The organism is Altererythrobacter litoralis (assembly GCF_036324225.1).
Classification (GTDB): domain Bacteria; phylum Pseudomonadota; class Alphaproteobacteria; order Sphingomonadales; family Sphingomonadaceae; genus Erythrobacter; species Erythrobacter litoralis_A.
Window position 1 is genome coordinate 268,782 of record NZ_JAZDQV010000001.1, and the last position, 11,003, is coordinate 279,784.

Consider the following 11,003-nt stretch of genomic DNA (forward strand, 5'->3'; position numbering starts at 1 on the left):
GGCGGCACGCTCGCGGCTTTACAATCGGCCATGGTCCGCTAAGCGCGGGCGCTCATTTTTGCGAAGGATAAACTATGCGTGCCGAAGGGCAGGCCCATATCGATCGGATCAATGCAGCGCTGGCGCTCGTGCGGCAGTCGCTCGACTGGGAGCGCGCGCTGCGTCGGCTCGACGAGCTGGATGCGCGGGTCCAGGATCCGAAGCTGTGGGACGATCCCAAGCAGGCCCAGGCGATCACGCGCGAGCAGAAGCAGCTTGAAACCGCGATCAACACGGTAAAGCAGATCACTGCCGAGATGGGTGACGCCATCGAATTCGTCGAAATGGGTGAAGCCGAAGGCGAGGACAGTGTTATCGCGGAAGGCTTGCAGAGCCTTGCAAGGCTGGCAGAGCGCGCAGATGCCGACAAGGTCCAGGCGCTGCTTTCGGGCGAAGCCGACGGCAACGACACCTATCTCGAAATCCATGCGGGCGCAGGCGGCACTGAAAGCCAGGATTGGGCTGAAATGCTGCTACGGATGTACGCCCGCTGGGCTGAACGCCGCGGCTTCAAGGTGGAAACCGTCGAATACCAGGCAGGCGAGCAGGCCGGGATCAAGTCGGCCACGCTCCTTATCAAGGGCGACAACGCCTATGGCTATGCCAAGACCGAGAGCGGTGTGCACCGCCTTGTGCGTATCAGCCCGTATGACAGTTCGGCGCGCCGTCACACTTCGTTCAGCTCGGTTTGGGTCTATCCCGTAATCGATGACAATATCGATATCGAGATCAACCCGGCAGACCTCAAGATCGACACCTACCGCGCCAGCGGCGCGGGCGGCCAGCACGTCAACACGACTGACTCGGCCGTGCGCATCACGCACCAGCCGAGCGGCATCGTCGTGGCAAGCCAGGTCGACCGCAGCCAGCACAAGAACCGCGAAATTGCGATGAACATGCTGAAGGCGCGGCTTTACGAGGAAGAGATGCGCAAGCGCGAGGAAGCTGCCAGCGCTGAGCATTCCTCCAAGAGCGACATCGGCTGGGGACACCAGATCCGTTCCTACGTGCTTCAGCCGTACCAGATGGTGAAGGACCTGCGTACGGGGGTAACTTCGACTTCACCGGGCGACGTGCTCGATGGCGCCATCGATCCCTTCATTTCCGCCGCACTGGCGCAGCGCGTCACGGGCGAAAAGGTCGAGATAGACGACGTCGAGTGACGATGCGCGGAGCCTTCCTTGTGCTCGCCGGGCTGATTGCCCTCAGCGCCTGCGGACCGATGGGCAGCAATGCCAGCAGGCCGGACAGCGCGCGTGAGTTCCCTCGGGCGGATCGGCCGGTTTCGGACACAGCCTCGAGCTATCTGTCAGGCGAAGATGTTCGCGATGAACGCGGCGAAGCGCAGAAGGTGATGGATCTCGCAGAAGTCACCAGCGGGATGACAGTGGCCGATATTGGCGCGGGTGAAGGCTATTATACCGTCCGCCTGGCAGCGCGCGTGGGCGAAGACGGTCGCGTGCTGGCGCAGGATATCGACCGTGAAGCGCTCGATCGACTGGGCCGACGCGTCGAACGCGAGCGGCTCGACAATGTCTCGATCAAGTTCGGACGCGAGGACGATCCGCAGCTCCCCGCCGACAGTTTCGACCGCATCTTCCTGGTCCACATGTACCATGAGGTGAGCGAGCCCTACGCTTTCCTCTGGAGGCTATGGCCCGCCCTGACCGAAGACGGGCAGGTGGTGGTTGTCGATACCGACAGGCCCACGGACCAGCACGGTATCCCGCCGCTTCTGTTGATCTGCGAGTTCAAGGCTGTCGGCTTCCAGCTCGTCGAATTCATCGAGAAGCCTGACATTCGAGGCTATTTCGCTCGCTTCGAGCGAGCCGATCGCCTTCCGGAGCCACGGGAAATCCGCCCCTGCGCGCTCAACAAATAGCAGTGCGAGGAAAGTTCTACACCGCACTGGCGGAAACACCTCAACAAGCGTAACGGAATTGGTTAGCAGCACATTCGGTAACTCGCCGCGCGCAGAAAGACGCGGTGCAAGGGGAGCATTTCATTGTTCAAGGGACTAAGCCCGATCATCTACGGCGGGCGCGAAGTTTGGCCGCTGGTTGAAGGCGGCAAGGGCGTTTCGGCAACAAATCATGCCAGTTCTGGCGCATGGGCTGCTGCGGGCGGCATCGGCACGGTCAGTGCGGTGAATGCCGACAGCTACGACGCGGACGGTAATGTCATCCCTCAAATTTACCCGCAGGCGACGCGCAAGGAGCGTTTCGAACAACTTGTCCGTTACGGCATCGATGGCGCCACCGAACAGGTGAAGCGCGCCTATGAAATCGCTAATGGCCAGGGCGCGATAAACATCAACGTGCTGTGGGAAATGGGCGGCGCGCAGCAGGTCCTCGAAGGCGTGCTGGAGAATTGCAAAGGCCTGATCACCGGGGTCACTTGCGGCGCGGGCATGCCCTACAAGCTCGCCGAGATCGCGGCGCGCTACAATGTCTATTACCTGCCAATCGTAAGTTCGGCGCGCGCGTTCCGCGCACTGTGGAAGCGCAGCTACTCCAAGGTGCCAGAGCTGATGGCAGCGGTGGTCTATGAAGACCCGTGGCTGGCAGGCGGTCATAACGGCCTGTCCAACGCCGAAGATCCGCGCAAACCTGAAGATCCCTATCCGCGCGTGAAGGCGCTGCGCGAAACCATGCGCGCAGAGGGTGTGTCGGAAGATACCGGCATCGTCATGGCTGGTGGGGTGTGGTTCCTGCGCGAATGGAACGACTGGATCGACAATCCCGAGCTCGGCAAGATCATCTTCCAGTTCGGCACGCGTCCGTTGCTGACCAAGGAAAGCCCGATCCCGCAGGTCTGGAAAGACATGCTGCGCACGGTCGAGCCCGGCGACGTCCTGCTGCACCAGTTCAGCCCTACGGGCTTCTATTCGAGTGCGGTCAAGACGCCTTTCCTCTATGATTTGATGCACCGTTCAGAGCGGCAGATCCCGATCTTCAAGCGCGACGAGGAAGAGGGAACGGTTCCGCTGAGCGATCACGGCAAGGCCAAGTATTTCTGGGTTCACCCCGGCGACCAGCGCAAGGCGCAGGCGTGGATGCACGAAGGATTCACCGAACCGCTCAAGACGCCGGACAACACCGTGGTCTTTGTGACGCCTGAAAGCGCGGAGCGAATCCGCGCCGACCAGCAGGGCTGCATGGGCTGCCTTTCGCACTGCCAGTTCTCGAGCTGGAAGGATCATGACGATCACACCACCGGACGTCTCGCCGATCCGCGTAGCTTCTGCATCCAGAAGACGCTGCAGGATATCGCTCATGGCGGCGATCCGGACAACAATCTCGCCTTTGCGGGGCACGCTGCCTATCGCTTCAAGCAGGACCCGTTCTATTCGAACAACTCCACCCCCACGGTGAAGGAGCTGGTGGACCGCATCCTGACCGGCGACTGACGCGTGGCGTCAGCGCCAGAGCTGCATTTCGTGGATGATTTCCGGCAATTCGGGGGTGGTGTCGGGGCGTGACATGGTCCGCTCCACCAGCCTCCATTTGCGCCGGATGCCGCCCTGTTGCCACAGGTCGGTGATCCAGACGTCACCTTCGATCTTCTTGGGGCCAAGCCGCGCTTCGATCGACATGCGCGCAGCAAAAACGGCCAGCTTCTTGTGGCGACGCACATAGATGTCCCTGAAGCGATAGCCGGTGCACAGGAAGCGGGAGGTTGTCGCTTCCAGCCAGCTTGGCCGATCGAGCATGGCAGAGGTCTGCCCACCTAGCAGGAACACGAATTCGTTAGTGGCCAGCGCCTTCATGCCCTTGCGGTCGCGCGCCATCCAGCGGCGCATCCACTGGTGCTCGAGCTCTTCGATCTGTGCGGCAAATTCGTCCATCGGATCGGCGCCTTACAACTCTAATGCGCGGCTGCAAGCACGAAGCGATGTCCGGCGTTCAAAGGCCGATCAACACCTGATCGGGCGGTCGATGGCCATCCATCCAGAAGCGGATATTCGCGATCACTTTCTCCCCCGAAGCCTCGCGTCCTTCGGCGGTGGCACTGCCGATGTGCGGCAGCGTCATGACGTTGGGAATGTCGAGCAGCCGCTGGTCGACATTGGGCTCGTCGGGATAGACGTCGAGCCCAGCGCCGGCGAGGTGCCCGCTTTGAAGCGCGGCGATCAGCGCTTCCTGGTCGATCAATTCGCCGCGCGCCGTATTGATGATCGAAGAGCCCGGCTTCATCAGCGAAATCCGCCGCGCATCGATCATGCCGCGCGTCTCGTCGGTAAGCGGACAATGCAGAGTCAGTATGTCGGCCTCGGCTGCCAGCGTATCCACGTCCGGCACAAAGCGCGCGCCGAGCATGCGCTCGATCGCTCCAGGAAGCCGTTTGCGGTTGGTGTAGCCGATTTCGAGCCCGAAAGCGCGCGCACGGTGCGCTACTGCCTGCCCGATGCGTCCCATGCCGACGATGCCGAGCACTTTGCCGCCAAGCTTTCGGCCAAGCAGCCCCGACGGCGCCCAGCCGGTCCATTGTCCGCTGCGCACCAGCCCCACGCCTTCGCGGATACGCCGAGGGACGCCGATGATGCTGGACATGGCGATGTCGGCAGTGTCATCTGTGAAGACGCCGGGCGTGTTGGTCACGATGATCTTGCGCTTCGCGGCGGCTTCGAGGTCGATGTGTTCGATCCCCGCGCCGAAATTCGCGATCAGCTTCAGCTGGTCGCCCGCCTGTGCGATCATATCTGCATCGATCCTGTCGGTGACCGTGGGAACCAACACGTCAGCCTCACGCATCGCTGCGATCAACTGTTCGCGCGTGAAAGGGACGTCGCGCGGATTGAGCTTCGTGTCGAACAATTCGCTCATACGCTGTTCGACGGCAGGCATCAGATGGCGGGTAACGATCACCCGCGGAGTATGGTCGATCGGTTTGCGCTGTGTCGTTTGATCGATAGGCATATGCGCGCGCTACGGCTTCAGGGGCAGGGCGGTCAAGCTATGTTCCACAAGCGCTTGAAGCGATGGCACGTGGCGAGCTATGCGCAAACACATGCGCTTGATCATTCTTACCCTCGTTTCCTCATTGCTGCTTGTGTTCCCCCAATCGGGAAAGGCGCAAGATCGAGAGGTGCCCTATTGGGCGTCGCTCCGCGCCAGCGAGGTCAACATGCGCGTCGGCCCGAGCCAGGATTATCCCATCGAATGGGTCTACAAGCGGCAGGGGCTGCCAGTTAAGGTGCTGCGGCTTCAAGAGGGCTGGCGGCTGATCAGTGATCCTGACGGTACGCAAGGCTGGGTGGTGGCGCGGCTGCTCGATCCAGAGCGTGCCGCTTTGGTCGTGGGCGAGGGGCTGGCGCAAATTCGAATTGCGCCCGGTGAAGGCTCGCAGCTCAAATGGAACGTTGAGCCAGGCGTAGTCGGCAAACTGGGCAAATGCGATGCGGGCTGGTGCGAATTCGACGCGGCCGGCCACAAAGGCTGGATCCGCGAAGACCGGCTGTGGGGTGTCGGCGAGCCCTGACTGTGACCAAGAAAAAGGGGCGACCACTGGCCGCCCCTTCCGTAGTCTTATTGCGCGGACTTAATCCGCCGCGGCTGCTGCCGGGCGAACCGTTACCGGGTCACCTGCATCAGGGGTGGCGATAAAGGAACCGTCATCGGCGGCAGCGCTGACAGTGAAGCACATCGGCTCCCGGCCTTCTGTGGTCGGGGTGAAGCAGGTTTTCCCGTCGACAACCGCCCACGTGCCTTCGGCAACCAAGGTGCCATCGGCAGCGGTATCGCTATAGGTGCCGTCGGCATTGATCACGGTAGTCATGACGGACCCGTCGGTTGCTGTCGCCTCATAGGTACCCGGAGGCGATCCGTTCGAGACGGTGGGTGCTGCCATTTCAGCTTCCGCTGGTGCGGCGGCTTCGTCAGTCTGCTCGTTTGGCTGTGTACATCCAGCGATAGCCAGAAAGCTCGCAGCAACGATCAGCTTCTTCATACACATCTCCCTTTGCAGACGCTTGGCCGATTAAGCGGCCGGTGCTTCGGCTGCTGCCTCGACGCGCCGGACGGTGACGACTTCACCCGTATCCGAGGTCGACGTCCAAGAGCCATCTTCGCCCACTTCGCCGGCAGTCCAGCAGTTCGATTCCTGATCCTCAGCATCCGGATCGAAGCAGATCTTGCCGTCGGTTTCCGTGAAGGTGCCGGTACCGGTCTCCTCACCAAGCGTAAACGAGAAGGTGCCATCCTCAGAAGAGACCATAGTGCCGACGCTGCCGTCAGCATAGGTTACTTCGTAGGTTCCCGGTCCGCTCGTCTGGACCGTGACTTCTTCAACCGCAGGAGCGGCTTCTTCTTCAGTGGCGGGTTGCGAGCAAGCGGCCAGTGCCAACACACTGGCGGCAATAATAAGCTTCTTCATGACGTGTTTCTCCCTCAACACGCGACCCCAAGGCCGCGAGGGATACCACACAAATTTGCAGGAACGAAGCGATCCGTTAGTCGACCAGTTCGACAGCGATCGCCGTGGCTTCGCCGCCGCCGATGCACAGGCTTGCAACGCCCCGCTTCTTGCCCTGTTGCTTGAGGGCATTGAGCAGTGTCACGACGATCCGGGTGCCGCTGGCGCCGATCGGATGGCCCAGTGCGGTCGCGCCTCCGTTGACGTTGATCTTTTCATGCGGGATGCCGATGTCGCGCATTGCGAACATGGCCACGCACGCAAACGCCTCGTTCACTTCCCACAGGTCGACGTCGTCGACGGTCCAGCCCGCGCGATCGAGAGCCTTCTGGATGGCGCCAACCGGAGCTACGGTGAAATCCTTGGGTTCCTGCGCATGCGCGGCCATGGCGACGATCTTTGCGACCGGCTGCTGGCCATTCGCTTGCGCCAGGCTCTCGCGAGTTAGGACGACTGCCGCCGCACCGTCGGAAATCGAGCTGGAAGTGGCAGCAGTGATGGTGCCATCCTTGGCGAAGGCCGGGCGCAGGGTCGGAATCTTGTCAGGCTTGCCCTTGCCGGGCTGTTCGTCATGCTCGACCGTCACTTCGCCTGCGCGCGTTGCGACCGATACCGGGACAACCTCACCTGCAAATGCGCCGCTGGAGATCGCTTCGTTCGCGCGCCGCAGCGACTCGATCGAGTAATTGTCCATGTCCTCGCGCGTCAGCTGGTAGGCGTCGGCAGTATCCTGCGCGAAAGTGCCCATGGCGCGGCCTGCATCGTAGGCGTCCTCAAGGCCGTCGAGGAACATGTGGTCATAGGCGGTGTCATGGCCGATGCGCGCACCCGAGCGGTGCTTCTTGAGCAGGTAGGGAGCGTTGGTCATGCTCTCCATCCCTCCTGCGATCACATAATCGACCGTGCCGCTGGCGAGCGCTTCCGCACCCATGATCACAGTTTGCATGCCGCTGCCGCAGACCTTGTTGACGGTGGTCGCCTGCACCGACTTGGGCAGGCCAGCCTTCAGCGTAGCCTGCCGCGCGGGTGCCTGGCCAAGGCCGGCGGGAAGTACGCAGCCCATATAGGCCCGGTCGAACTTGTCGCCCGGAACGCCTGACCGTTCGACCGCAGCCTTCACTGCCGTCGCACCAAGATCGGTCGCGGAAACATCCGACAGTGAGCCCTGCATCGCGCCCATCGGCGTGCGCGCGTAGGAAAGGATGACGACAGGATCGGCGGCAGAGAACTGGGGCATGTCTGGCTCCTCGAGACAGATGAACTGGAATCGGCACGCGGTCTAATGCTGCAATGCGGCAAAGGCAAACGTCCAAGTGCCTGGCATACGTATTAGCTTGTCATGCGTCGCTGCTTGGGCAACAAACGATAGCAAATCGCAACCCAAATGCGACCAAATAGCTAGGAGAGTACGATGGCCGACGATCGCCGCGAAGAGCTTGAGCGAATCCTGAGATTGCAGCGCGCCGCTTTCAACGAGTCGCGCCCCGAGCCGATGAGCATGCGCAGGGACCGGATCAAGCGCGCGATGGCGCTGGTCAAGGATCACGGCGAGAACCTGTGCAAGGCGATGAGCGCAGACTTCGGCAACCGCAGCATGCACCAGTCGATGCTGACCGATATTGCTGCCACGGTCGGTGCGGGCAAGCACTCGCTCAAGCACATGGACCAATGGGCAAAGGCCGAGAAGCGCAAGGTGCAGTTTCCGCTTGGCTTGCTCGGCGCAAAGGCAGAGGTGCGCTATGAACCCAAGGGCGTGATCGGCATACTTTCGCCGTGGAATTTCCCGGTCAACCTGGCCTTCGCCCCGCTGATGCAGGTGTTTGCCGCGGGCAACCGCGCGATGATCAAGCCCTCCGAATTCACCGAGCGCACGTCCTTGCTGATGAAGGAACTGGTCGAGGAGTATTTCACCCCTGACGAGCTGGTCGTGATCACCGGCGGGCCGGAAGTTGCCGCCACTTTCTCATCGCTTCCGTTCGATCACCTCGTGTTTACGGGCTCGACCGCGACTGGCCGCCGCGTGATGGAAGCCGCCGCCGCCAACCTCGTTCCCGTGACACTTGAGCTGGGTGGCAAGAGCCCTGTTTTCATGGGACGCAACGCCGATTTCGCCAAGGCAGGCGAGCGCATCGCGCTGGGCAAGATGATGAATGCGGGGCAGATCTGCCTCGCCCCCGACTATATGTACGTGCCGCAGGACAAGGAAGACGAAGCGATTGCCGGCGTCGCCCAGGGCGTGAAGAACATGTATCCGACGCTGCTTGAGAATGACGACTATGCCTCGATCGTAAGTGACCGCCATTTCGAGCGGCTGCAGGGTCTCGTCGCAGATGCGCGCGAGAAGGGTGCCGAAGTGATCGAAGTGAACCCGGGTGACGAGGATTTCTCCAACGCGAACATCCGCAAGATGCCGCTTAACATCGTGCGCAATGTCACCGACGACATGAAGGTGATGCAGGAAGAGATCTTCGGGCCGGTGCTGCCGGTCAAAACCTACAAGCAGATCGACGAAGCGATCGACTACGTGAACGAGCACGATCGGCCGCTGGGGTTCTATTATTTCGGTGAGGACAAGGGCGAGCAGGAGCATGTGCTCACCAAGACCATCTCCGGTGGTGTCACGACCAATGACGTGATCTTCCACGTTTCGATGGAGGACCTGCCGTTCGGTGGGGTCGGTCCATCCGGCATGGGCTCGTATCACGCAATCGAGGGCTTCCGCGAGTTCAGCCATGCGCGCGCGGTTTATCACCAGCCGAAGATCGACATTGCCAAGCTGGGCGGTTTCAAGCCGCCATTCGGCAAGGCGACCGAGAAAGCCATTGCCACAATGATGAAGTGATTCCCGTTGCGGACAGGGCGGGGAGCAGGCTGCTCGCCCGCCATATCCCGCGTAGTGCAACACTCATGCTATGAAATACACGATTCGCGCCCTTGCACCTTGCGGGGGAGCGCCCTAGAGGCGAGCGCGGTTGAATATCGCGGGATTCATTTGTGCTCGACCTTAGCCAGTATCTTCCAATACTGATCTTCCTGTTCATCGCGCTGGGCCTTTCGGCGCTGTTCGTGTTCCTGCCGATGGGCGTTTCGCGCCTGACGGGCGCACACAACCCAACCGCCGAAAAGCTCACCGAGTATGAATGCGGCTTCCCCGCGTTCGAGGATGCGCGCAGCCAGTTCGACGTGCGCTTCTACCTTGTTGCGATCAGCTTCATCATTTTCGACCTTGAGGCGGCCTTCCTGTTCCCCTGGGCGGTGAGCCTTGGCGAAACCGGTTGGGTGGGCTGGACCGGGATGATGGTGTTCCTAGGCATTCTCGCGATTGGCCTGGCCTATGAATGGAAGAAGGGGGCATTGGATTGGGAATGAGCACGATCGTTACTCCCCCCGCCGGCCTTCCGGCCGCTGCACGGCCGGGCGAGCTTCGCCAGCCCGATGCTGACTTTTTCCGCTCGCTGCAAAGCGAAGTGAATGACAAGGGCTTCCTCGTTACCTCGACCGAAGAACTGTTCCAGTGGGCGCGCACCGGCAGCCTGTGGTGGATGACCTTCGGGCTCGCGTGCTGCGCGGTCGAGATGATCCACGTCAACATGCCGCGCTATGACATGGAGCGTTTCGGCGTGGTTCCGCGCGCCAGCCCGCGCCAGAGCGACGTGATGATCGTCGCCGGCACGCTGTGCAACAAGATGGCCCCCGCGCTGCGCCGCGTTTACGACCAGATGTCTGATCCGAAATATGTGATCAGCATGGGCAGCTGCGCGAATGGCGGCGGTTATTACCACTATAGCTACAGCGTGGTTCGTGGCTGCGACCGGATCGTTCCGGTCGACATCTATGTGCCGGGTTGCCCGCCGACCGCTGAAGCGCTGCTTTACGGTGTGATGCAGTTGCAGCGGAAGATCCGCCGCGAAGGGACGATCGAGCGCTGATATGGCTGTTGTTCATTCCGCCCCGAAATTCGCCAGCAACGAAGGTGTTTGCGATGCGCTGACCAAGGCGCTTGGCAAGATGGTCGTGTCTTCGCATGAAGAGCACGGCGAAATCCTCATCACGGTAAAGCGCGATGCAATCGCCGATGCACTCAAGCTGCTGCGCGATGAGCACCAGTACCAGCAGCTGATGGAGATCGCCGGGGTCGACTATCCCGAGCGGGCCGAACGCTTCGAAGTGGTCTATATGCTGCTCAGCGTCACGAAGAACCACCGCGTGATGGTGAAGGTGTCGACTGACGAAGCTACGCCCGTTCAAACCGTCACCACGCTGTGGCCCAATGCCGGTTGGCTCGAACGCGAAGTGTTCGACCTTTACGGCGTGACCTTTGCCGGCAACGAAGACTTGCGGCGCATTCTCACCGATTACGGCTTCGAGGGGCACCCGTTCCGCAAGGACTTCCCGCTGACCGGCTATACCGAGCTGCGCTATTCGGAAGAAGAGAAGCGGGTCGTTTACGAGCCGGTCGAGCTTGCACAGGACCTGCGTCAGTTCGATTTCCTCAGCCCGTGGGAAGGCGCCGAATATGTGCTTCCCGGTGACGAGAAGGCGGAAGGAGA

The 11,003-nt window shown here is 61.4% G+C and carries 12 protein-coding genes and 1 pseudogene; 8 read left to right on the forward strand and 5 right to left on the reverse strand.

Going from position 1 to position 11,003, the window contains the following annotated elements; all coding sequences use genetic code 11:
* Positions 1–74 precede the first annotated feature (74 nt).
* The 3 genes from prfB to VRS74_RS01310 all read left to right on the forward strand — a co-directional run bounded on the left by prfB (position 75) and on the right by VRS74_RS01310 (position 3,448).
* Entirely contained in the window at positions 75–1,202 is a 1,128-nt protein-coding gene (gene prfB, locus VRS74_RS01300) for a peptide chain release factor 2 (RefSeq protein WP_354143428.1), read from the forward strand.
* A 2-nt stretch (positions 1,203–1,204) separates the two neighbouring features.
* Positions 1,205–1,921, forward strand: coding sequence for a methyltransferase domain-containing protein (locus VRS74_RS01305; RefSeq protein WP_354143429.1), 717 nt, complete (start codon positions 1,205–1,207; stop codon positions 1,919–1,921).
* A gap of 123 nt (positions 1,922–2,044) precedes the next feature.
* Positions 2,045–3,448: an NAD(P)H-dependent flavin oxidoreductase gene (locus VRS74_RS01310; protein WP_354143430.1), complete on the forward strand. Its 1,404-nt coding sequence runs from the start codon at positions 2,045–2,047 to the stop codon at positions 3,446–3,448.
* A gap of 9 nt (positions 3,449–3,457) precedes the next feature.
* Here the strand turns inward: VRS74_RS01310 and VRS74_RS01315 are convergent, their stop codons facing one another.
* Positions 3,458–3,886 (reverse strand): nuclear transport factor 2 family protein, encoded by a 429-nt coding sequence (locus VRS74_RS01315; RefSeq protein WP_354143431.1) that lies wholly within the window; start codon positions 3,884–3,886, stop codon positions 3,458–3,460.
* Positions 3,887–3,944: 58 nt separating this feature from the next.
* Positions 3,945–4,958, reverse strand: coding sequence for a 2-hydroxyacid dehydrogenase (locus VRS74_RS01320; RefSeq protein ID WP_354143432.1), 1,014 nt, complete (start codon positions 4,956–4,958; stop codon positions 3,945–3,947).
* Between the two features lie 91 nt (positions 4,959–5,049).
* On the opposite strand from VRS74_RS01320, the gene VRS74_RS01325 reads away from it, so the two are divergent.
* Positions 5,050–5,520: an SH3 domain-containing protein gene (locus VRS74_RS01325; RefSeq protein WP_354143433.1), complete on the forward strand. Its 471-nt coding sequence runs from the start codon at positions 5,050–5,052 to the stop codon at positions 5,518–5,520.
* A 60-nt stretch (positions 5,521–5,580) separates the two neighbouring features.
* Here VRS74_RS01325 and VRS74_RS01330 read toward each other — a convergent pair whose 3' ends face one another.
* From VRS74_RS01330 to VRS74_RS01340, 3 genes are all read right to left on the reverse strand, one after another.
* Positions 5,581–5,988, reverse strand: a complete 408-nt coding sequence (locus VRS74_RS01330) for a hypothetical protein (protein WP_354143434.1) — start codon at positions 5,986–5,988, stop codon at positions 5,581–5,583.
* Between the two features lie 30 nt (positions 5,989–6,018).
* Complete coding sequence (locus VRS74_RS01335) at positions 6,019–6,414, reverse strand: hypothetical protein (protein WP_354143435.1); 396 nt, start codon at positions 6,412–6,414, stop codon at positions 6,019–6,021.
* A 76-nt stretch (positions 6,415–6,490) separates the two neighbouring features.
* Positions 6,491–7,690: a thiolase family protein gene (locus tag VRS74_RS01340; protein ID WP_354143436.1), complete on the reverse strand. Its 1,200-nt coding sequence runs from the start codon at positions 7,688–7,690 to the stop codon at positions 6,491–6,493.
* Between the two features lie 174 nt (positions 7,691–7,864).
* On the opposite strand from VRS74_RS01340, the gene VRS74_RS01345 reads away from it, so the two are divergent.
* The 4 genes and pseudogenes from VRS74_RS01345 to VRS74_RS01360 form a co-directional block, all read left to right on the forward strand.
* Positions 7,865–9,295, forward strand: coding sequence for a coniferyl aldehyde dehydrogenase (locus tag VRS74_RS01345; protein ID WP_354143437.1), 1,431 nt, complete (start codon positions 7,865–7,867; stop codon positions 9,293–9,295).
* Between the two features lie 152 nt (positions 9,296–9,447).
* On the forward strand, positions 9,448–9,822 hold the full coding sequence (locus tag VRS74_RS01350) for an NADH-quinone oxidoreductase subunit A (RefSeq protein ID WP_354143438.1): 375 nt from the start codon (positions 9,448–9,450) through the stop codon (positions 9,820–9,822).
* Positions 9,807–10,382, forward strand: coding sequence for a NuoB/complex I 20 kDa subunit family protein (locus VRS74_RS01355; protein WP_435521361.1), 576 nt, complete (start codon positions 9,807–9,809; stop codon positions 10,380–10,382). The genes VRS74_RS01350 and VRS74_RS01355 overlap by 16 nt, the downstream gene beginning before the upstream one ends.
* 1 nt (position 10,383) lies before the next feature.
* A pseudogene (locus VRS74_RS01360) lies at positions 10,384–10,995 on the forward strand (NADH-quinone oxidoreductase subunit C); the annotation flags it as partial.
* Positions 10,996–11,003: the final 8 nt, after the last annotated feature.

Coding starts and splice junctions, on each gene's coding strand:
- prfB (WP_354143428.1), top strand. CDS start 75: ATGCGTGCCGAAGGGCAGGCCCATATCGATCGGATCAATGCAGCGCTG.
- VRS74_RS01330 (WP_354143434.1), bottom strand. CDS start 5,988: ATGAAGAAGCTGATCGTTGCTGCGAGCTTTCTGGCTATCGCTGGATGT.
- VRS74_RS01315 (WP_354143431.1), bottom strand. CDS start 3,886: ATGGACGAATTTGCCGCACAGATCGAAGAGCTCGAGCACCAGTGGATG.
- VRS74_RS01335 (WP_354143435.1), bottom strand. CDS start 6,414: ATGAAGAAGCTTATTATTGCCGCCAGTGTGTTGGCACTGGCCGCTTGC.
- VRS74_RS01320 (WP_354143432.1), bottom strand. CDS start 4,958: ATGCCTATCGATCAAACGACACAGCGCAAACCGATCGACCATACTCCG.
- VRS74_RS01325 (WP_354143433.1), top strand. CDS start 5,050: ATGCGCTTGATCATTCTTACCCTCGTTTCCTCATTGCTGCTTGTGTTC.
- VRS74_RS01345 (WP_354143437.1), top strand. CDS start 7,865: ATGGCCGACGATCGCCGCGAAGAGCTTGAGCGAATCCTGAGATTGCAG.
- VRS74_RS01340 (WP_354143436.1), bottom strand. CDS start 7,690: ATGCCCCAGTTCTCTGCCGCCGATCCTGTCGTCATCCTTTCCTACGCG.
- VRS74_RS01305 (WP_354143429.1), top strand. CDS start 1,205: ATGCGCGGAGCCTTCCTTGTGCTCGCCGGGCTGATTGCCCTCAGCGCC.